We start from the raw sequence: 20,689 nt of genomic DNA, 5'->3' as shown, positions 1-20,689 counted from the left end.
TCCCTACGCGCCGGGGGTCACTCGCGGGACAAACATCGCCGCATGCTTTCGGATGAACGTCTCGACCGTCATCGGCTTTGTTCCGGTCAAGAGTTCGACATCGGCGCTGTAGCGATCGTACCGGTCGTCCTGATGAAGGCGTGCCATGGTCTCCACGTGGCTCAGCGCATGCGGTGCCAGTCCCATGGCAACAAGCTGGCCCTTCCAGGCCTCGAGTGGCACATTGGCATACTCGATCGTGCGGCCAAGTGCAGCCGAAAACCCTGCCGCGATCGCATGCATGTCCTGGGAGACCGGTCCCGTCAGGTGATAGGTGCGGCCGATATGCGGACCGGGATCGGCCGCGACTGCGGCGATGGCGCGCGCGACGTCCTGTGCGGCAATGGCGGAATTCTTTCCTGCGCCGAATGGCGCCATCAGCTTGCCCGTGGCTGCCGTACTCCCCGCGGCCATGAGAAAAAGGCTCTCCATGAAGGCGGTCGGTCGCATCTCGACGACCGGCATCCCGGACCATTCGAGAACCTGCTCAAAGAGCCAGTGCTGGCGCTGCTGGGGGCTGGCCGTGGAATGATGGATGTCCATCTCCTTGACGGTCATCTGCGAGAGGTTGATGAACGCATCGACCTTGTGGTGACGGGCGACGACAGCGAAGTTCGTGGCAGCCTCCAGGTAGGTCTCGGCGACGGACATGCCAAAACACACGGTGCCGCACCCGTCGATCGCGCGGTGAGTGGCGTGGAGATCACGAAGGTCGCCGACGACGACCTCCGCACCGATGTCCCGGAGGTGCTGCGCGCGCTCGTCGTCGACCCGCACCTGGGCGCGGACTTTGAGTCCCCGGTCAAGGAGAAGTCCGGTAACAAGCCGGCCGACGCCGCCGATGCGACCGGCGGCGCCGGTGACGAGGATGGGTTTCTCAGTCATGAGCGATTACCGGCAAGGGTCAGGCGAGCATGAGGCGTGCAACGTCGGCAGGGAGGTCGAGTTGCAGCCAGTGGCCCGCAGGAAGGGTGTGGAGTGTGGCGTTGGGGAGGTAGGGCAACAAGTCGTTGGCCACCCCAGGATTGAGGTACGGGTCGAATTCGCCCCAGATGAGCTTCACCGGAACGGTGAGCGTCGAGAGGCGCGCGATTTGCGCCGTGTTCTTGCCTACCTCCGGAAGTAGCCCGGCGGCCAGCTGGCGGAACGCTTCACGAGCGTGATGCTCACCGGTGAAGTTCTCGATAATGATGGACGCCGTCGTGTCGAACGCCGCGCGCCGGGCTTCGGGTAGCGCAGTGCGGAACATGTCCTGCTGGAAGCGGAGCAACCAGCCAAACTGCGCGGGGTCGTTGAGAATGGCATAGCTGAGTGGATCGAGATTGGCGCTGGCGAAGAGCATGACCAGCTCCGGCACGCGGATGTTGGATCCTGCCGCGTAGAGGCTGTTGAGCATGCAGACGGCGCTCACCTTGTCCGGATGTTCAAGGGCGAAGTTGAGCGCGGCCGGACCCGATGCGTCATGGGCAACCGGCACGATCTTCGCGAGCCCCAGGGCCATGACGACAGAAGCCAGGTCGTCTCGCTGCTGGTCGAACGTGTACGTGGCTCCCGGTGTCCGCGACGACTGGCCAAAGCCCCGGAAGTCGAACACCACGACGCGCCGTCCGGCAGCGACAAGGTGCGGCACGAGTGCATCGTAGATGTGGTGGTTGTCGGGAAAGCCGTGCATGAGGACGAAGGCATCGCCCTTGCCTGCGTGGTCCCGGACGAAAACCTCACCATCGCCGGAAGGGACGCGATGCTCGGTGAAAGCAGAAGATGTCATGGACATGGGATGGACCTTCGATGGGAACGTGGGTGATGTGCACGGAAGAACTGGCACGGTTGTAGTATGGTCATCATATGTGTACTGCAAGCAGGCTTTTCTTGGTTCTTGCCGAACGCAGCGCCGCCGCAGTTTTTCCCGCCCATCCCTGAGGAGACTTTCCGTGATAAAGCATGTGTTCTTTTCCGTTGCGAATGTCGAAGCCTCTTTCGCCTTCTACAAGCCGGTGCTCGCAGCGCTCAAGGCTGCCCCCCTCATGGAGGTGCCCGATGGCGACACCGGCAAGCTTGCCGCCGTCGGTTTTGGGGACGAGACCGGCCCGTATTTCTGGGTCGGTAAGTCGGCCAACGCTCCCGGGTACTGCCACGTTGCGTTCTCCGCCGCATCGCGTGAGGAAGTCCGGGCATTCTTCGATGCCGCAATCAACGCCGGGGGGAAGGACAACGGCGCGCCGGGCCCGCGTCCGAAGTACCACCCGGACTATTACGCCGCCTTTGTGCTCGACCCGGACGGCAACAACATCGAGGCCGCCTTCGTCGGTCCGGAAGGTTGAGCCATTCGGCGGGGAGCACGCTCCCCGCCTGGTCCATCTCCGGTGTGAGAAGCGCCGTGTCCACGCCCTCCGGCACCATGCGCACCACCAGCAGCCAGCTTGCAACCGCACCGAGCGCGGCGATGCATGCTGCAGCCGCAAGGACGAGCTCGATTCACGAGGCGAAACCGCTGGCGCGACGGGGGCCCGGCCATTGTCGTCAGGCCGCGTTTACGCGCAGCGCTCGCGGCTCGACAATGGTGTCGACCTTGCCCGTACCGACGTCGTAGACCAGTCCGGAGACGAGAAATCCACCAGGAAGAGCGGCAATCGACTGCAGCTCTGCGACATCCTTCTTGACGGCTGCAAACGGGTCGTCGATGGACATGTCGGCCAGGTCATCGACGGTCTTTCCAAGATGCTTTGCGAGAAGCGCAGGAGCGTGCTCGTAGCAGCCGATGATCCCGCAGTCGGTGTGGTGGAGGACGACAAGATTCCATCCATCCCCAATGTCCTTGCCCTTGGACTGCGCCACCGTGCGCAAAATGGCCATCGTCTCGAGGAGAGGTGCATTGATGCGGCCGCCGACGTTCCTGATGACAACCGCCTCGCCGGGCTGGAGGTCGAAGATGTCGGCTGGGTCAACGCGCGGGTCGACGCACCCGATGATGACCGTCTGCCTCGAGGGAAGCATCCTGAGACCGTCGACAAAGCCCTGTTCGGCAAAGTCGGCATTGCGTTCGAGCAGGGTATGGAAAAATTCCATGGGGGGCCTCCGGTGGCGACGAAATACGTCCCATCATCCGGCCGTGCCCGCAGGCGGGCTTGTCGCATCAGGCATCTTTTGCCCAAAAAGCCCTAGCCGCCCGACCGCCAGTCCTCATGGCCTTCAAGTTGCGCGCAGATAAAATCGACGAACGCTCGCGCTGCGAGGCGCGTTGCACGGCCCAACGGAAAGTAGGCGTGAACCGGGATCTGGGCCATCGTCCAGTCGGGAAGCAATGCGACGAGTTGTCCGGCCCGGATTTCATCCCGGCACGCCCATGACGTTGTCGAGGTAAGGCCGAGCCCACCGGTTGCGGCCGCGAGCGCTCCGGCCGTGTCGTTGGATGAGATGTCGGCGTGGATTTCAACCTCGGCGACGCCGCCCTCGCGCTCGAATCGCCATGAGGTTGCCTGCATTGCAGCGGGCCCCCCGACAATACGGTGGCGCGGGATGTCCTCGGGCCGCTCCGGTTTGCCGTGAGAGGCGATGTAGTCGGGCGACGCGACAACGACTCGCTGCATGCGGCCAATGAGCCGAGCGGTGCCTGCGGCATCCGGCAGCGTGCCCACGCGGATGCCGACATCGACCGCCTCGCGGACCATGTCCTGCCACTTGTCGTCGAGGAGCAGCTCGATGTGCAGCTGAGGATGTCGTTCAGCGAACGCGCGAAGTCGCGGGATGACGACCCTGAGCGCCATGGTCGAGGGCATGCCAATCCTCAGAACGCCTCGCAACTCTCCGGTTTCCCGCACCGAGTTTTCCGCATCCTCGATGGCAGCGAGGATGGGCTCCATACGGGCGAGAAATTCCAGCCCGGCCTCTGTCGGCTGGACCGCACGGGTGGTACGGGACAGCAAACGGGCGCCGAGGCCCGCTTCGAGGTCGGCAATCATGCGCGAGACCTGTGACTGGGCAAGCCCTGCTTCGCGCGCGGCAGCCGAGAAGCTCCCGAGGCGGGCGACGCGGGTGTAGAGGCGAAGCGTGAGGATGTCTTTCACGGTGGCAGGCCGACCTTCGTGACCATCGATGCTGGAGAAGGATAAGTCTTAGAGGCTTTCATGGGCTACCGGCAAGAGTGCGACGGGTCGATAGTTTCATCACCGAAACGCAACCGCTACACCGCACGGTGCAGCAACCACTCCAAGGAAACCCCGTCATGTCCAAGAATGTCCTCATCGCTGGCGCCACCGGTGACACCGGTCGCGCTGCTGTCCGTGAATCGCTCGCCCTCGGCCTGAACGTCCGCGCCATGGTCCGCAAGCAGGATGCTCGATCCGATGCGCTCAAGGCGCAGGGTGCGGAGATCGTCATTGGGGATCTCAATGACATCAATTCCATCCGGAGCGCCATGCAAGGGATGGACGCCGGTTACTTCGTCTGGCCGGTGGCCGATGGCCTGATCACGGCAACCGTCAACTTTGCCCAGGCGGCGAACGAAGCTGGTCTCAAGTACATCGTCAATCTCTCGCAACGGTCCGCCGACCGCGAGTCGACCTCCAACTCATGCCGCGACACCTACATCAGCGAGCAGGTATTCAACTGGTCGGGCGTCCCGGTCATCCATCTGCGTCCGACGTACTTCCTCGAATGGCTCTTGTATCCTTGGTCGCTGCCGTACCTGCAGGCCGGTGTGCTTCGCATCCCCGCAGGCAAGGGGCGCCATTCGCCGATCGCCGCTGACGACCAGGGCCGCGCCATTGCCTCCCTGCTCAAGGACCCGCGCGACTACCTCGGCCAGATCGTGCCGCTGTCGGGCCCGGTCGAGATGGATCATGAGCAGATGGCCCGGGAACTCTCCGAGGCACTGGGCCGCCCCATCGTTTACCAGGATCTGCCGATTGCCGAGTACATCGACTCCCTCGGCCAGATGGGTGTGCCGCAGTACGTGCTCCAGCATTTCACGGGCGCCATGGCGGATTACCAGCACGGACACATGTCCGGCGCGGACAACAACGTCGAACTCATTACCGGCAAGCGCTCGATGACGGTAGGTGAATTCGCCCGCCTGCACGCCGACCGTCTCAACGGAAAGTAAGTCGCTGCCCGACGGAGCCATGCCGTGGTCAGCAACGACTGCAGCGCCCTTATCGCCGCCGCGCATGCCGGGCATGGCCCCCTTTTTCGTCGCCGAACTTCCTGTCACGCCCTCCCCGTCTGCTTTAACGCCCCCATCCAGGACAGACCATGGACCTTCTTGAAACCCTCCGTCAGCGCAACAGTGATTTCTCCGAAACCGGCTTTACCGCCGGCATGAAGATGATGCCCTCGCTGAAAACCCTCATCGTCGGCTGCCTCGATCCGAGGGTCGATCCGATGGACATTCTCCAGCTCAAGCCTGGTGAGGCAGCCATCGTCCGCAACGTCGGCGGACGCGTGGGCCCTGCTTTCTTCGAGACCGTCGGAATGCTTCGCGCCCTTTCGCGGTCGCGGGGCAACGAACTCGGCCCGGGCTGGAACGTGGTGGTCCTGCATCATACGGATTGCGGCATCAATGGCTGCGTCCACGAAGCACCGGATCTCGTCGCCCATTACATGGGTGTGCAAGAGCAGGACCTCGAGCGTCTTTCGATCACGGATCCATACCGTTCGGTCGAAGTCGATGTGGCTGCCCTGCGGGCCCGTGACGATTTCCCCGCGAGCGCTACCGTCACGGGTATGGTCTATGACGTCGCCACCGGAAGGGTCGAGGTCGTTGTCCCGCCGTCCCAGGCTCGCAGCGAGAAATAAGCCAGTTTTGCCTGTTTGACTCATTGCCCGGTTTTTTGTGACGTGTATGGCGGACGCAACGAAGGAAGGACGCGCACGATGCGCGCGCCTTCCATCAGACAGGACATTGCATGAAGACCGACATACGACGCAGCAGGGATCTCGTGCTCCCAGCCATGCTGGGTTTGCTTTTCGCAAACGCCGCCTTCGCCAATAGTCCGCCGGTCGATACCTCGACCATCAGGGGCAAGGTTATGGTCGGCTATCAGGGATGGTTCCGCTGCCCGGGCGACGGCTCGCCCGCCAACAACTGGCTGCACTGGTCGGACTCCGAGCCACGGACCGACCACTTTTATCCGCCAAGCTATCCGGACGTCACCGACTTCGGGGACGGCCCGGCCCGTTGCGTGAATCCGTACATGACCGTGCAGGGAGGTCCGGCATACCTGTTCTCCTCCTACCCCCAACAGACTGCCGATGTGCATTTCCGCTGGATGAGGGAGTACAACATCGACGGGGCACTCATGCAGCGCTTCATCGGCGAAACCGCCGGCTACCGCGAGGAGGACGAAGCCATCTTCCGACATGCCATGAAGGCCGCCGAGGAAAACGGGCGTTCGTTTGCCATCGAATACGACCTGTCGCACGGCGACATTACCGTCAACGGACAACAGATTCCGTATTACTCGCAAAGCGACGATGTGATCCTGAGCGACATCACCAGCGATTGGCTGCATCTGGTCAATGATGTTCACCTGACCGACAGCCCCGCTTATCAGCGCGAGGCGGGCAAACCCCTTGTGTCCATCTGGGGTCTTGGCATGGTCGGCGCTGGCGGCAAACCCCAGCGCCCCGAGCTTGTCCATAAACTCATTCAGTGGTTCAAGACCGTCGCGCACGCCGAAGTGATGGGCGGGACCGGCGAGGAATGGCGCGACATCACGGAGCCGGGCTGGAAAGAGGTTCTCTCCGAACTCGATGTCATTCAGCCGTGGACGGTCGGCGTCATCGACAGCAAGCCGGCGCCCAATGGCGTGGAAGGATGGCGCACGCGAAACCTTCTCCCGGACATCGCGCAGACCAACGCCAACGGCCAGCTCCTCATGCCGGTCATGATACCTGGCAGCGCGGGGCGCCTTGACCACGTCGCGCTCGACACGGGAACGGAGCGAAACGGCGGCGAGCTGCTTTGGCAGGAGGTCAAGGCCGTCCACGAAGCCGGCGCAGTGTTCGTAAAGGTGGCCATGTTCGATGAGATCAATGAAGGCACACAGCTCATCAAGACATCGCCGAGTGCGAAAACGTCGCCCGACCAGATGAACTGGGTCAACCTCGACGCCGACGGCTACAAACTGCCGTCGGATTGGTATTTGCGCCTGATGTACGAAGCCGGACGCGTTTTTCACGGCGAGGTGGAACCGTCGGAAACGGTGCCTACCGACCCTGGTCCGCTCGATCCCGCGCCGAGTTGTGGCGTTCTTCACGCCAACGAGTCAGTCACCCCTGCCCGACCACTGACCTCCTGCAGCGGGCTTGTGTCACTGAAGGTCGCAGACGACGGCGAGGTCGCCGTGTGGCGAGGCACAACGTCGCTTTATGCTGCCGGGACAAAGGGCATCGTCCCTGGCGCGGTCGGCATGCAGGGCGACGGCAACTTCGTTGTTTATGACGTCAAGGGCGTGCCGCGCTGGGCTACCGGCACCGCCGGCCATCCGGGTGCCTATTTCAATGTGCGAAACGACGGCACCGCGCAGGTCGTCAGCGGCTCGACGGTGCTCTGGCAATACCGACCCTGAGGTGAAAGGGCGCGCAGAGGTCTGCGCGCCCTCATGGGGCTTGCGGCGCCGGAGCCATCGCGGCCGACCGTCCTACCGGTTCGGACGTCATCTTTCAGGAAAAGGATTCCGCCAGCCGGGCCTCACCGATGGTCTTGCTCAGGCGTCTGTCTGGAGACGCAAACAGGGTCTACGGGGATAGTCGCAAAAAGATAAGCCACCGGCTGTTTCCGGCAAACCGGACACTTGCAGTCAAGCATCCACGGGCGCGCCATCGGACCATGCGTGATTGCTTCCCCTTTCCTTCCCTGCCAGGACCATCATGATTGACTTGTTTGGCGATCGCACCGGCAATTGCCTCCGCGTCGCTGTCACTTTCGAAGAAGCGGGCATCCACTACCGTCGCGTGCGCGTCACCCTCGAGCGCGGCGAGCAATACGGGAGCGAATATCTCGTCCTCAACCCGACCGGAAAAGTGCCGACGATGGTTGATCACGACGGCGAGACGTTTGTCCTTTCCCAGTCCATCGCCATCATGCTTTGGGCGTCAAGCCAGAGTACCCAGCCGCTGATGCCGCCGGCAGGCTCGCGTGCTTATGCCATGTGTCTCGAGCGGTTGATGATGGTGGCCACGGATATCATCAGCTTTGCGCAGGCCGCCTTCATGCTTCGCCGGACCGGCGAACATTCGGGTGCGAATCATCTCGATGGCATCGTCCATGACCGCCTCGACTGGCTTGAAGACGCCCTCGAAGAATCGACTTACGTAGCGGGGGAGATGTATACACTTGCCGACATCGCCGCGGTCGTCTTCGTGGCCGGTCTTCGCGGTGATGCTCATTGGGCTGCGCGCCCCCGGCTTTCGAAATGGTTTGCGCACCTCTCGTCGCGCCCGGCGATTGCCAAGGGCCTGCGAGCCTTCGACCCGGTTGAAGCCTAACGGCCCACGCGGATACCGCCTCAGTTGAGGCGATCTCCGAACGCGTTTGCACGCTGGCTGGGTCCGAAGATAACGCGCTCTGTCATCTCGCGTCCGCGGGACAATGCCTGGCGAATCGCTTCTGCCTGGGCAAGAAGCGATTCGAACACCACCGCTTCCCACGCGCCGCGTGCGCCCATGTCAGACCATGGCCGTCCCAGTGCATCGACGGGATCGAGTGCCATCAGCCGGCCGCCCTCATTGATGACCGCAATGAACGCCATCGCGCTTGTATGTCCCTGGCCCAGGGCGCCGACGACCAGTCCTTGACCGTTGATGACGAACTGGACCGCGTCGGACGGCGGCCCGCTCTGGAGGAACGGCACACGACGGATCTGACGCCGCCGCTCGGATCGCTGCCTGAGCTCATCGCGCCGCGCGTTTGTCCGACGCACCTCAGGCACCATGTCGTACGCAAGTTCCTCGCGCACGAACGACCATCGAAAAAGCTCGTCACGAAACGCCACCCCACCTGCATGATGTCTTTCAGCAAGCATCGAGCGCCACGGGCGGGCATCGGTGGCGTACAGGTCATTGAGCTTGCGTTGGATCGAATGACGAGAAACGCCGAGATAGCACGCAACGACAACCGCCGCGACATAGACGTCGGGTTTCACATCGGCGAACAGTGCCTGAAAGGAGCTATGCGACAGAAGTACGTCGTGCCCCGCTTCTTCGGTGCCCGGCACCATTGCCGTTTCGGCTCGCACGGGTGCGACCGGCCGATGCTTTGTGTCGAGCCCATAAAGCTCGCGGATGGTCACATTTTTCGTGTGCCACTGTGTGGGCCGACCTGCAGCCATGGAGTCTCCCGTCGATTTTTTTCCGCAGAGCGGAAAGCCAGGCTAATCGTCATGGCAAGCGCGGGCGGGCGCTAGAACAAACATCGCTGGATGTCCCAAAACCATCAGACGGCGACAACAGCGGTTGCTATCAGGACAATCGGTTTCGTTGATCCAAGTGCACCGATTGCAGCTCGGCCATACTGGCGCCGAGTCCGCAACGTCCAGGAGGTCATCATGGATGCCAGCGACGCCAGAGCCCGTGCCGGGCACTCTTTCGCGATGCGCGACGCCATCCGGCGCATCGGGATGCCATGGTATCTACCGCACCCTTACGACGAGCTGTCGCGACGCAGGCTCGAACGTGCGGCGCGGTCACTGGCCGGGCGAATCGAACCGGACCCCCGTCGTGTCGATGCCTGGTGGCGCGAGGAGACCATCGCGGCGCTCGATCATCTGACCGCTGCCGAGCTTTGCGCGCGAGGAAGGGTCGTTGACCTTCAGGCCTTCCTCCTCGACGTGGCGCGGGCCGAGACAAGCCCGGCATCTCCAGGGGACGGTTGACGAACGTCGTTTCCCGCTAGACGGCCGGATCGTCGCTGCGTGCCGTTTCCTCGCCCGTTCCCGACAGGTCGGCGACCAGATGGTCCACCATCGCCCGCGCAGCCGACCGCGTCGCGCGCCCTGACGGAAAGTAGGCATGGACGGCGGCCGGCGTTGTTTTCCATTCGGGGAAAAGCCGAACCAGTCGTCCCTCGTCGAGCTCGCGGCTGCATGCCCAAAGCACCGTCGAGCAAATCCCCATGCCTGCGAGTGTCGCGGCGATGACACCTTCGTTTTCGTTCGTCGAGAACATCGCGTCGACCTGTGGATGGACCGTTTCACCGTCTTTCTCAAAGACCCATCCGGTCGGAACGTTGGATGCGGGCCCGGCAACGATGCGGTGGCCCGTGAGAGCCTGAGGATCGTGCGGTATCCCCGCCGAAGCGAGGTACGCGGGCGCAGCAACGACGACCCGCGGCACGGTGGCGATCTGACGCGCCGTGGCGCCGGAATCGGCGAGGCGCCCGAACCGGATGGCGACATCGACCGCATCCCGCACAAGATCCTGGCGACGATCGTCGAGGGTCATGTTGACCTGAAGCAAGGGATGGCGGGCAAAGAAGGGTGCGAGACGAGGGATGATCTCCCGGACTGCCACCGAGGTAGGCGCGCTGACCCGGAGGACGCCTCGCAGCTCACCTCCGTCCCGAATCGCCAGCTCGGCTTCGTCGAGTGCGAGAAGAATGGGTTCGATGCTGGCCAGGAAGGCAGCCCCCGTATCCGTGGGCACCACGGCGCGCGTGGTCCGAAGCAGAAGCCTCGCCCCGAGCTCGGATTCGAGCTCGGCTATCATCCGCGACGCCTGCGACTGGGACATCCCGCAGTCGCGTGCCGCGGCCGAAAAGCTGCCGAGCCGGGCGACGCGGGTGAACAGACGAAGCGTCGGGAAGTCTTTGCTGCGCTCGCCCACGGGTGTCTCCTCGAAGATGGAAGGGAGCGGTATGCCAACGTCTTCCGCGCCTGTCTTGAATCTTGCCGGATCGTTACCGGCCGGCGCCGCACTTGCACGCCTTGCATAAGTGTTAGCACGCCAGCGTGGCTACCGGGCAACCGGGCAGCGGCATAGCCTTTGCGCATCTCAGCTTTTCGTCCGGATGCCTCGTGCCCGGCAAAGGAACAAGCCATGGCTCAGCATGATGTCCTCTTCACCCCCGTCAGGCTCGGTGCCCTGGCCTTGCCTAATCGTCTCGTGATGCCGGCCATGATGCGCATGCGAGCCATCGGCGGCGTTCCACATCCGGCTACGGCGGAATACTACGCGCAACGCGCGGCCGCCGGCCTCATCATCGCCGAGGCCACCGCCGTGTCGATCGATGGCGCGGGATATCCCGGCATGGCCGGTATCTACACCGCCCGCCAGGTAGCCGCGTGGCGCGCAGTGACGGACGCCGTGCACGATGAAGGCGGGCGAATCGTTCTACAACTCGTCCACCACGGAAGGCTTGTGTCGAAGACGGACCTGCCACCCGCGTTCCATCCGGTGGCCCCCTCCGCCATTGCTGCGTCGGGGCGCGCGGTGACTCGCGCTTTCGAACGAGTGCCCTTCGATGTGCCTCGGGCGCTCGACGACACCGAACTCGATGCCGTCGTCTCCACGTTCTGGAAAGCCGCGCGTTCTGCCCTCGACGCCGGGTTCGACGGTGTGGAGATCAATGCGGCCAACGGTTCATTGCTCGACCAGTTCCTGCACGACGGCGCCAACCGACGGGGAGGAGCTTATGGCGGCCCCATCGACAACCGCGTGCGGCTGTTGCTCAACGTGGTCGATGCCATCAGCGATGCGATCGGACCTGACCTGACGGGCGTGCGCCTCTCGCCCTTCGGTCGCATGGGCGCCCTGACCGACAGTGACCCGGTGGCGCTCTACGCAAAGACCTTTGCATCACTCGACGCGCGCAGCCTCGCATGGCTTCACCTGATCGAGCCAGGCTCCCCCACATCCGACATCGACGAATGGACGGAAACGGTCCGGGTCGCCTACACCGGCGCGATCATCAGCGCAGGCGGCCATACGGCAGAGAGCGCGGCGCGGGCGATCAACGACGGCGTCGCCGCCGCAGTTGCCTTTGGCCGCCCGTTCGTGGCCAACCCCGATTTACCGCTGCGCCTGCGGCTTGGCCTGCCGCTCAACGTTGCCGATGAAGAAACGTTCTTCGGAGGCGGAGAGCGCGGCTACACCGACTATCCAGCCATCGCGAGGCGCCTGGCGGGAGTGGGCATCAAGCCACGCGAGGCGCCCGGACAGTCCAGGTCCATCAGTGGACTCTGTGCGCCCTGAATCGGTGCCGGAGCGAGCCGCATAGCCCGACCTGTTGTGGGCGGGCAAAGTGAAGACTGCTTTGCCCCGTAGCCAGCGAAGCCCTCCTTATGGCTGATGGCGGACAAGAACGTTCCCCATTAGATTCACCGGCTCATATCCTGGAGAGCGCCCATGCCGTCCGGATCCATTCCGCCGTTCATTGCCATCGCGACCCTTGCATTGGCAGCTTTGATGACTTCGCAAGGCAGCGCACAAACCCAGGATTCCGGTGCGGTGGTGACATCGTTGCCTTGCCGCCCCGGAAATACCATGACATCCCCCGGCCCCGCGTGCCTCCTTGCGCACCAGGACCTCGGCGCCCTGCCCGACGAGCCGGTGTACTGGCACATCGACGAGTTCGCGGACGAGAACGAAGCACGGTCGGCGTCCACGAAAAACGGGACGGTCGTCAGCGATTTTGGAAAGGTCTGGCTCTTTACCGTCGCCGGCAAACACTGGCGTCCGAAAGGGGGCATCCACGTCGCTACCGTCGGACCGTTGCCCATCGCCAAGGCAGCGGCATACAGTGCGGAGTACGTGCACTCGCTGTTCAGTCCTGGCATGAGCGCGCCCATCCACAAGCACTCGGGTCCCGAAGCCTTCTACGCCCTGGACGGTGATACATGCCTCGAGATGCCCGGTGGATCGCAAATCGGTACCGGTCCCGGCAACCATCTCGTCATGCCGGCGAATGACCCGATGCTCCTCATGGCCATCGGCAAGGTCCCTCGGCGGGCTTTCGCCCTTATCCTGCATGAGTCCACCCTGCCACCGACGACACGTGTGACGGGATGGAAACCTGCGGGGTTATGTGAGGCGAGGCTGTCGAGCGGGGAAACGAGTGGCCGCCAAGAGAACCCTCGTAGCCATGCGCATGCGAACGCCGATCACCCAGGCGGTGGCAAATCGTCGGATCCGCCGTTGCGTCCCTGACGTGCACACAAATCCAGCGCGATGGTCGAACCGACAGCCTTGCACCTGAGCAAGGCTGACAGGAAACGGAGAGAGTGCTGTCCGGCAAACGCATCCGACGATGTGGCGCGGCCTTGACCCGCCAAAGGCAGTTCATGGGTTTACCGAAATCGTGCATCAGTCCCCACGCGACATCGTCCCCGCTTCGCTAAGATAGGTCGCGCCGCTGCACTGGTGTAGCCCGCTCAGGAGCCACGGAAGATGCCCCGATGATGCGCCGCGCTGCCGTATTGGCCAGCGTTTTCGCCACGCTCTTGGTCGCTTGCGCCACCCCGGCGCGTCAAGCCGCACCCCGCAACGCTGACAGTTCCGCCCCCTCCCCCTCGCAGGACGATGCCATGCCGTCTTCCCTCGAAGCCCACGCGCTCCCCGGGGCGCGCGCGGCCGCCGACCATTTGCTTGCCTTCCTGTCGACCTTGGACAGCACGGCCATGCTCAAGCCCGAGTCGCTCGGACGCGCCTTCGGTGTGACGCTTGACCCCGACTCCGAAAATGGCGCGGGCTGCACTGTTGCTGACGCTGACACCACGCGACGTCGTCTTCAGCGGCGACATCAAATGCGTGCTGGCCTTCTAGGTGTCAGGCAGCTATTGAGCTAGGTATCGAACATGGCTAGCTCCCGTCCCCCTCGTGATGCGGCAGTCGACGGCTCGGCCATCACGCTGGCCTTACAGACTGCCGTTAGCAGTCACCGGCTCTATGTCCAACCCCATCGCCCTAACGGCCTGGAAGTCGACCTCGCTGCCTGGCGCCCACGCCAGCCGAAGACGTCGCGGGCCCAGCCATACGATCTGAACCGCACGCCGCGGCGGTCGAGGCAATAGGCTGTGGGTGAGGTCGAGATATCGACGCTGGCGTCGTGACCGGTCTGGCGCAGCGCAACCGTTGTCCATATCGCGGCGTTGCCCGGCCCGCTCTGCTGGACTGTCTCTGCATGGACCGTGTATCCGCCTTCAGGCGACACCGAGTCCACCTGCCAGATACGGCTTGGTCACTTTCGCAGCCACCAACCATTAGCAGAGACCACACGATCAACGCAGCGATGACGGAGCGGCCGACGTGTGATGCAAATCGCTTCATCGTTTGGACCCCAACGGTCGCATCAGCGATGCTCCACCGCCGCGGAACCTCTCGGACTCTCAGTGGGCGCGGCGGGCCACGAGTTACCGTCATTGCTGATGGCATTTCGTTGGGTCTCCGCTAAACCAAACATCATCGCGTCGGAGCAGGTGCCTGTTGCTCAACCTGTTCCACCACTATCGATTGCACCATCTGACGTGCTTGCTGCTGTATCTGATACTGCTCCATCGCCTGAGGCCACTGCGCGCTGCTCTCGGTTATCGGCGTCTTCGCTGCATCCGTAGGCACGCTGGTTCTAAGATCGAATAGGTGATCGCTACGACCGGGCGGCGTCTGGACGGCCCATAGGCGATGGCCGTCGGTGCTCAAGGCAATCTGATCGATGCGCTCCAGACCATCGGCGCGTGCGTGGACGGTCAGCATTCCCGCCAAGTTGTCGCTGTAAACATCAGGCGTGCGGCCGAGCTTCGCATCGAGCCCATACACGTGCGACTGAGCCTGTCGAAACAAACCATGATCCGGATGGGCTGCCTCGTTCAAGAGCGGGCATACCGCTGCTTTCGAATCGCCAGGTCCTTGTGCCCGCGTTTCAAGGGCATGCTCTTTCGATTGTGTCTGAGCATCCTGAATCGCCTGACGAGTGGCCGATCCGACAACAGAATCAGCCTGAAGCCCGTGATCGCGCTGGAAGGCATTAACAGCGCTCGCCGTGCGCGGGCCGAAGTGGCCATCGGCCGCCGCCGGCTGACCCTCCGCGTCGCGGAGGTATCCCAACGCGCTCAATTGCGTCTGCACCGCAACTACCGGCGCGCCATGATCGCCCTCGCGCAACGCATGACCGTCGTGCCCATGCGTCTGGGCGACTTCCCGCCCGACAGCCAGAAGCATTTCCCCCCGAGCAAGACCCGCCATGATCTCCGGTGTGAGTTTGGCTTCCCACGCGGCGAAGTGACGTTCGCGATCGACGAGACCCACGTCGCCTTTGTTGATCACATGAGTTGCCCGGCGCACATCCTCTCGGGCGTCCGCCGGCATGTTGTCCTGCCAGAACTTCAGCGTCGTACGAGTCGCACCCTCGGGAGTGGCCGCCAGTTCGGGATGATTGACCAGGTCCATCCCGAGCGCATCGCCTACTGCTTGGTAGTTATCGTGACCGGTGATCTGGATATACCCTCTACCGCGATACTTGTAACCGTCGCCCGGCTGGTCGTTGCCCATCCGTCCCCTATACATCAATTCGGCCAATGGCTCGGGATTGCCGTTCATCGCCGCGCGATGCGCAGCTGGACCATCGGCACTCTCCCGAGCAACCCGGACGGGCACCGTTTGGAGGCCGTTCGGGTAGCGAAACCCCTCCTCAAGCTGAGTCAGCCCGCCGGACTCCTGCGTAACCTGAGCCATGAGGTTTGCAAGTTCTCGGGGCGAGGTAATGCCGGAGGCATAGGCGGCGGCGAGGAAGTCGGCCTGTCGTTGCGTGGTCATGGGTTCGATCCGTCGATACGAGGCAGCAAATCAGAGCGCGTCCGGCACGAATTTGGCCAGGCACTGGTGCTTACGCAATTTGGCCTCCGCGATTAACGCCGCGGGTGAACCGCCATAAGGCTTCCCGGTCTGAACATCCGCCGGATCCTTGAATGCACCCGCGTGGTAGGTCGTATCGCATTCGTCGTATTTGTCACATACGGCCAGTTTCGTGCATATCACCTTGCCGTCCCGCTCATACACGTAGTAAGTCGCCTCTGAATACGGCGGGCGCGGGAAGGTCTCGGTGCGGATCGTGATAGGTAGACGGTCTGCGGCGCAGGCCGTGCCAAGCGATGTCAATGTGGCGATTATCGACAAAACCGCCAAGCGCGTAGGCGTCGTCATCCAGATGGTCCCGTGATGTTCCATAAGCGTCGGATGGTGCCGCATCACACGGCCGTCGCCAAGCGCGGGCAGCGCGTTGATGCGGACTAACCCCGACTCTACGAATCAGCGTTGTGCATGCGGGTCTCTAGGAAGACATGATGGAACGGGTGAACTCAACCTTGGTTCTCCCAACAGCCTCTCTCCTGGTTGGAGGGCGCCACGGAACTAGCTAGGCCGTACCGATTCGATCACACGGCTGGTGGCCCAATCAGCACCAGCATGTGCCGGCGACGCCAGCATCCCCTATTCTGCTGCATGACCCGATTTACGCAGACCTCGCTGTCCGACGCCCATGCCAGCCGGAGACGATGCGGGCCCAGCGATACGATCTGCACTGGTCGCTGCGGCGGCCGCAGCAACAGGCCATGGGAGCGGTAGACTATATCGACGCTGGTCTCGATACCGGTCTGGCGTAGCGCGCCCCTCGTCGAGATCCACCCATCTCCCAGCCCGCTCTGCTGGACAGTCGTTGCACTGACTGTGTATTCGTCGCCGGGAGATACCGATCCCACCTGCCGTCAAGCGCGATTTTCGCCCTCAGCGATTTCAGTACCGACGGAGTCCAGAAAAAGCCCCTTCGCCACGTGGCGCCCGCACTACTATCTCCTAGGCGCGGCCGGCGGACCTTCATGCCGGAGGCACGACATGCGACGATCCGGTTACTGGAAACGGAGAACCGCCATGCCCCACATCCTCGACGTCACCGGCGACGACATCGCAAAGCTCCGCGACGAGGACCTACGCACACTAGTCGCCCGTCTTGCCCTCGCAGAGCTCGGAGCGCGGGGCCTACCGCTGTCAGCGGTGACGGCAGGTGGCCACCAGGATGCGAGCGATGGGGGCATCGATGTCTCGGTCGAGTGCACCGTTCCGCTTGTCGGGGCGGACTTCATTCCCCGCATGGTTACCGGCTTCCAAGTCAAAAGGCCGGACATGAAGCCTGTCGGAATCAAAGCGGAGATGCGGCCAAAGGGAGACCTACGGCCCTCCATCAAGGCGCTGATTGCGCAGGGCGGGGCGTACGTCATGGTCAGTGCGCAAGGCTCCGTCACAAAAACGCGGCTCGACGAGCGGCGTGCCGCCATTGTCGATGCCGTAAGCGACGAAACGGACGCCGGAAACCTCGCCAGCGATTTTTACGACCGCGACCGCCTGGCCACTTGGGCGAACCACTATCCGGGCGTTGCCTCCTGGGTGCGGTCGCGCAGCGGACGAGGAGTGGCCGGATGGAGCGCGCCCGGTATGTGGATCGGCACTAGTGTCAACCGAGATCTGCCGTTCTTGACTGATGACAACACGTGCGTTGTCGACGAGACGAACTCGCCGCCCGAGTCCGTACCGGTCATAGAAGGCATTGCGCGGCTGCGGAAGATACTTTCGCAACCCTGCGAATGCGTGCGGCTCGTCGGTCTGTCCGGTCTTGGAAAGACGCGGCTGGTTCAGGCACTGTTTGAAAATGCCATTGGCACAAGCGCGCTAGATCCCGGCGTCACGCTTTACACCGACTACGGCACCGAGCCTGCGACCTCGGCGCGCGATCTTGCCCAACAACTCGTCGAGGAAGGCATGCGCGCCATCCTCGTAGTCGACAACTGCAACGCGGCAACGCATGCCGTGCTGACGGCCATTTGCAGGTCTGACGGAAGCCGGCTGAGTCTGCTCACGGTCGAGTATGACGTGAGTGATGACGAGCCGGAGGAAACGAATGTCTTTCGCTTGCAGTCGGCCTCACCTGACATTGTCACCGAGTGGCTCGCCCGCGCCCACCCGTCGGTCTCGCGCGTCAACGCCGCGACCATCGCCAGCATAAGTGACGGCAACTTTCGTGTCGCCGGTGCGCTTGCCGGGACTGTGCGCAAAGGTGAAACTCTCGGCCAGCTAAGGAGCGACGACCTCTTCGACCGGTTGTTCCGCCAGCGGAAAGTCGACGACCAGTCGCTGCGCATGGATGCCGAGGATCTCGCACTGTTGTACTCGGTCGACACAGCCATGGATGCCGACGGCGGTGAGCTGTCCCACATGGCACGCTTGCGCAACGGAACGGCCGACGGTCTCTTTGCGTCGCTCGCGACGCTCGCTGAGCGCGGCATAGTACAAGCGCGTGGCCGGTGGCGCGCGGTCTTGCCGCATGCCATCGCAAACCGGCTCACGGCGCGTGCACTCAAGCGCATCCGGCCGGAAGCACTCGACGGATTCATCGCCGTCCTTCCGCGCCGCATGCTCCACTCGTTTATGCACCGAATCGGGTACTTGCACGATGTGGACGAGGCACAGGCGCTCATGAAGCGCCTGATGGCTCCCGGCGGTCGCTTCGGCGACCTTGCCTCGCTCGACATCGCAGGCATTCGCCTACTGACAATGGCGGCACCCATCGCGCCCGAGGCCGTACTTTCCCGAGCGACCACGACGTTGACCCTCGATGTGCTCCGTGCGATGGACCGGATCGAATGTCTCGGCACTTGGGTCCGGCTCATTCACGCTCTGGCCTTTGACGCGTCCTCATTTGACCAGGCGGCAACCCTCCTCGCCCGCTGCGTCATTGCCGAAGGCACAAAGGCGCGTTACCACGAAGCGCGGCGCACGTTTGCCGCACTGTTCCAGATCCAGCTCTCCGGTACACACGCCACACCCGACATGCGAAGGACCTTTGTCCGGATGCTTGCAACGATGCCGGCGGTTGCCGCCTGCGTGCCTGTGGCGCTCGATTCGCTACTCGACGCCAATGGCAATTCGTCCGTATGGCATGCCGGCTTCGGGGCGCGGCCGAGGGATTGGGGCTGGCTGCCCTCGACCGACGAGGACGTTGGTGCATGGTTCCAGGACGCCATTGCGCTGACGGTCGAGCTTGCATCGGATGCTCTCGACGCTGGCTCCCTACTTGCTCGGCACTTTGGCACGCTATGGCGACTCGAACCATGCCAAGACGCACTCGAGGCTGCGGTAGATCGACTTTCGGAAACGGGAGTGTGGATCGAAGGTTGGATTGCTGCACTCCGCACCCAGTACCTGATCCGTCTGGTCCAGGCCCCGGCCGACCCACGCCTTGCAAGACTCATCGAACGCCTAGCACCCTCCGATTTGTTTGATCGCGCCCGGGGCGTCGTGCTCAACCCAAATGCCGGCAACGATGACGACGACAGCGAACTGGCGCAAGGCGGTGAGCCGGGATGGGGAAAAGCGGACGCCGCCGCGTTCGCCATCGGCCGCGAACTTGCGCTGGATGAAGCAAGCCGGACCGCTTTCCTGCCGCGGCTCGTCGACACCGACGGCTGGACGCGCGCGTATCCTTGCGGATACGGCCTTGCCGAAGGTGCTGTCGACCCTGGTGCGATCTGGACAGAGCTCCTCGACTTGTTCCGGACCGACATCGAGAGGACGAAAAATGCGACCGTGCTTATGGGCTTTGTCCGGGCATGGCAGGCACGCGATGCGAGCTCTGCGGATGCCGCGCTCGAAGACCTCTCGACCGATGCTGATGTTTCCCGCTTTCTGCCTGCGCTCGAGAGTGTGGACGTACCCGGCGAAGCGGGCCTCGAACGACTGATCGGACTGGCCAAACAGGGCATAGTTCCGGCGGGTTATTTCCTGCCGCTACGCCATGCGCTCCGCCGCGCACCCCCTGGCCGCGTTGCAGACCTACTCCGGGAAATCGGAATGCTTCCAAACGGCCCGGCGGTCGCCCTCGAAGTCCTCCATGGCCGGTTGTATCAGGAAAAAAGCGACCAAGAGTTGACCGATCCCGCGCTTGTCGACGCTGGAAGGTTTCTGTTCAATCGGTTCGATTTCTCAAGCATGACGACCATGCGCGATTACTACATGGAACTGCTCATCGCTGTCTGCCTCGCCGGGACCGACGGAGCACCCGCCGCAAAAGCGACGTGTCTGCGGCTGCTCGACGGCTTTGACACCTCAAGGCTACATCCACACGACTGCACACACACGCTTCCCGCCCTGTTCACTGTCCAGCCTAAGGTCGCCCTTGATGTGCTCCTTCTCGCCGGAACGAACGACCAGACGCGACGCTACTGGCTTGCAAGCCATCCGTTTGCCGAACCCCTCTCCAATGTGCCATCGACTACGCTTGTCGACTGGGCAGGCGCAGAACCGGTGTTGCGCTTTGATGCTCTCTCGGCTCACATGGTACTCTACGTGGAAAAGCGTGCCGCTGCGCAAGGTACACTGTCACGAACGTTCCTCGATGTGCTCGAACACGCGCCTGATGGCAGGTCGTTTCTCGGCACCGTGTTTCACCGGCTGCAACCGAAAACCTGCAGCACGACACTTGCTGCGCTTATCGAACTGCGCGTGACTGAACTACGATCGCTCGACCCGCCATCCCCAAGCGTGCTTCGGTGGCTCGATGACCGGGCCGATGACATCGCCCGCTGGATGGACAGCGAGCGGACACGGACCCGCGAAGACGAGCAAGCATTCGAATAATGGATTAGGCGAAATCTGCGCCACGGTCCGGTCGCGG

Annotated in this window: 17 protein-coding genes; 9 read left to right on the top strand and 8 right to left on the bottom strand. The window is 63.1% G+C overall.

The window, feature by feature from the left end; all coding sequences use genetic code 11:
- Nucleotides 1-3: 3 nt before the first annotated feature.
- Both BMX32_RS13835 and BMX32_RS13830 read right to left on the bottom strand, forming a co-directional pair.
- On the bottom strand, nt 4-924 hold the full coding sequence (locus BMX32_RS13835) for an NmrA family NAD(P)-binding protein (RefSeq protein ID WP_089979605.1): 921 nt from the start codon (nt 922-924) through the stop codon (nt 4-6).
- Between the two features lie 19 nt (nt 925-943).
- Nucleotides 944-1,813, bottom strand: a complete 870-nt coding sequence (locus BMX32_RS13830) for an alpha/beta fold hydrolase (protein WP_089979603.1) — start codon at nt 1,811-1,813, stop codon at nt 944-946.
- 157 nt (nt 1,814-1,970) lie between these two features.
- Between BMX32_RS13830 and BMX32_RS13825 the strand changes: the two genes are divergently transcribed.
- Nucleotides 1,971-2,360 (top strand): VOC family protein, encoded by a 390-nt coding sequence (locus BMX32_RS13825; RefSeq protein WP_089979601.1) that lies wholly within the window; start codon nt 1,971-1,973, stop codon nt 2,358-2,360.
- Between the two features lie 199 nt (nt 2,361-2,559).
- On the opposite strand, the gene BMX32_RS13820 is transcribed toward BMX32_RS13825, so the two are convergent.
- The gene (locus tag BMX32_RS13820) at nt 2,560-3,105 is read right to left on the bottom strand and encodes a carbonic anhydrase (RefSeq protein WP_089979600.1); all 546 of its coding nucleotides are present in this window, start codon (nt 3,103-3,105) and stop codon (nt 2,560-2,562) included.
- A 92-nt stretch (nt 3,106-3,197) separates the two neighbouring features.
- Entirely contained in the window at nt 3,198-4,103 is a 906-nt protein-coding gene (locus BMX32_RS13815) for a LysR family transcriptional regulator (RefSeq protein ID WP_089979598.1), read from the bottom strand.
- Between the two features lie 158 nt (nt 4,104-4,261).
- On the opposite strand from BMX32_RS13815, the gene BMX32_RS13810 reads away from it, so the two are divergent.
- The 4 genes from BMX32_RS13810 (at nt 4,262) to BMX32_RS13795 (ending at nt 8,526) form a co-directional block, all read left to right on the top strand.
- Entirely contained in the window at nt 4,262-5,140 is an 879-nt protein-coding gene (locus tag BMX32_RS13810; RefSeq protein WP_089979596.1) for an NmrA family NAD(P)-binding protein, read from the top strand.
- Nucleotides 5,141-5,289: 149 nt separating this feature from the next.
- Nucleotides 5,290-5,832, top strand: a complete 543-nt coding sequence (locus BMX32_RS13805) for a carbonic anhydrase (protein ID WP_089979595.1) — start codon at nt 5,290-5,292, stop codon at nt 5,830-5,832.
- Nucleotides 5,833-5,942: 110 nt separating this feature from the next.
- Nucleotides 5,943-7,607, top strand: coding sequence for a hypothetical protein (locus tag BMX32_RS13800; RefSeq protein ID WP_089979593.1), 1,665 nt, complete (start codon nt 5,943-5,945; stop codon nt 7,605-7,607).
- A gap of 301 nt (nt 7,608-7,908) precedes the next feature.
- Nucleotides 7,909-8,526: a glutathione S-transferase family protein gene (locus BMX32_RS13795; RefSeq protein ID WP_089979592.1), complete on the top strand. Its 618-nt coding sequence runs from the start codon at nt 7,909-7,911 to the stop codon at nt 8,524-8,526.
- Nucleotides 8,527-8,546: 20 nt separating this feature from the next.
- Here BMX32_RS13795 and BMX32_RS13790 read toward each other — a convergent pair whose 3' ends face one another.
- The gene (locus BMX32_RS13790) at nt 8,547-9,329 is read right to left on the bottom strand and encodes a hypothetical protein (RefSeq protein WP_139206742.1); all 783 of its coding nucleotides are present in this window, start codon (nt 9,327-9,329) and stop codon (nt 8,547-8,549) included.
- A 255-nt stretch (nt 9,330-9,584) separates the two neighbouring features.
- Between BMX32_RS13790 and BMX32_RS13785 the strand changes: the two genes are divergently transcribed.
- On the top strand, nt 9,585-9,911 hold the full coding sequence (locus tag BMX32_RS13785; protein WP_089979588.1) for a hypothetical protein: 327 nt from the start codon (nt 9,585-9,587) through the stop codon (nt 9,909-9,911).
- A 16-nt stretch (nt 9,912-9,927) separates the two neighbouring features.
- Here BMX32_RS13785 and BMX32_RS13780 read toward each other — a convergent pair whose 3' ends face one another.
- A complete protein-coding gene (locus BMX32_RS13780) occupies nt 9,928-10,860 on the bottom strand; it encodes a LysR family transcriptional regulator (protein ID WP_211664223.1) in 933 nt (310 codons plus the stop codon).
- A 213-nt stretch (nt 10,861-11,073) separates the two neighbouring features.
- On the opposite strand from BMX32_RS13780, the gene BMX32_RS13775 reads away from it, so the two are divergent.
- The gene (locus BMX32_RS13775; protein WP_089979586.1) at nt 11,074-12,228 is read left to right on the top strand and encodes an alkene reductase; all 1,155 of its coding nucleotides are present in this window, start codon (nt 11,074-11,076) and stop codon (nt 12,226-12,228) included.
- A 153-nt stretch (nt 12,229-12,381) separates the two neighbouring features.
- The gene (locus BMX32_RS13770) at nt 12,382-13,182 is read left to right on the top strand and encodes a cupin domain-containing protein (RefSeq protein WP_139206741.1); all 801 of its coding nucleotides are present in this window, start codon (nt 12,382-12,384) and stop codon (nt 13,180-13,182) included.
- Nucleotides 13,183-14,433: 1,251 nt separating this feature from the next.
- Here BMX32_RS13770 and BMX32_RS13760 read toward each other — a convergent pair.
- On the bottom strand, nt 14,434-15,783 hold the full coding sequence (locus tag BMX32_RS13760) for an XVIPCD domain-containing protein (protein WP_089979581.1): 1,350 nt from the start codon (nt 15,781-15,783) through the stop codon (nt 14,434-14,436).
- A 30-nt stretch (nt 15,784-15,813) separates the two neighbouring features.
- Nucleotides 15,814-16,170: a hypothetical protein gene (locus BMX32_RS13755; protein ID WP_211664222.1), complete on the bottom strand. Its 357-nt coding sequence runs from the start codon at nt 16,168-16,170 to the stop codon at nt 15,814-15,816.
- 723 nt (nt 16,171-16,893) lie between these two features.
- Here BMX32_RS13755 and BMX32_RS13750 point away from each other — a divergent pair.
- Nucleotides 16,894-20,652, top strand: a complete 3,759-nt coding sequence (locus tag BMX32_RS13750; RefSeq protein WP_089979579.1) for a hypothetical protein — start codon at nt 16,894-16,896, stop codon at nt 20,650-20,652.
- The last annotated feature ends 37 nt before the right edge of the window (nt 20,653-20,689 follow it).

Source organism: Luteibacter sp. UNCMF331Sha3.1 (assembly GCF_900109915.1).
Lineage (GTDB): Bacteria > Pseudomonadota > Gammaproteobacteria > Xanthomonadales > Rhodanobacteraceae > Luteibacter.
The sequence above is the reverse complement of the archived record's forward strand: the minus strand, read 5'-3'. Positions and strand labels throughout refer to the sequence as shown.

Excerpts from the sequence above, each read along its gene's own strand:
- BMX32_RS13835 (WP_089979605.1), bottom strand. The coding sequence starts at position 924 with ATGACTGAGAAACCCATCCTCGTCACCGGCGCCGCCGGTCGCATCGGC.
- BMX32_RS13795 (WP_089979592.1), top strand. The coding sequence starts at position 7,909 with ATGATTGACTTGTTTGGCGATCGCACCGGCAATTGCCTCCGCGTCGCT.
- BMX32_RS13810 (WP_089979596.1), top strand. The coding sequence starts at position 4,262 with ATGTCCAAGAATGTCCTCATCGCTGGCGCCACCGGTGACACCGGTCGC.
- BMX32_RS13760 (WP_089979581.1), bottom strand. The coding sequence starts at position 15,783 with ATGACCACGCAACGACAGGCCGACTTCCTCGCCGCCGCCTATGCCTCC.
- BMX32_RS13800 (WP_089979593.1), top strand. The coding sequence starts at position 5,943 with ATGAAGACCGACATACGACGCAGCAGGGATCTCGTGCTCCCAGCCATG.
- BMX32_RS13755 (WP_211664222.1), bottom strand. The coding sequence starts at position 16,170 with ATGACGACGCCTACGCGCTTGGCGGTTTTGTCGATAATCGCCACATTG.
- BMX32_RS13770 (WP_139206741.1), top strand. The coding sequence starts at position 12,382 with ATGCCGTCCGGATCCATTCCGCCGTTCATTGCCATCGCGACCCTTGCA.
- BMX32_RS13820 (WP_089979600.1), bottom strand. The coding sequence starts at position 3,105 with ATGGAATTTTTCCATACCCTGCTCGAACGCAATGCCGACTTTGCCGAA.
- BMX32_RS13775 (WP_089979586.1), top strand. The coding sequence starts at position 11,074 with ATGGCTCAGCATGATGTCCTCTTCACCCCCGTCAGGCTCGGTGCCCTG.
- BMX32_RS13750 (WP_089979579.1), top strand. The coding sequence starts at position 16,894 with ATGCCCCACATCCTCGACGTCACCGGCGACGACATCGCAAAGCTCCGC.
- BMX32_RS13785 (WP_089979588.1), top strand. The coding sequence starts at position 9,585 with ATGGATGCCAGCGACGCCAGAGCCCGTGCCGGGCACTCTTTCGCGATG.
- BMX32_RS13830 (WP_089979603.1), bottom strand. The coding sequence starts at position 1,813 with ATGTCCATGACATCTTCTGCTTTCACCGAGCATCGCGTCCCTTCCGGC.
- BMX32_RS13805 (WP_089979595.1), top strand. The coding sequence starts at position 5,290 with ATGGACCTTCTTGAAACCCTCCGTCAGCGCAACAGTGATTTCTCCGAA.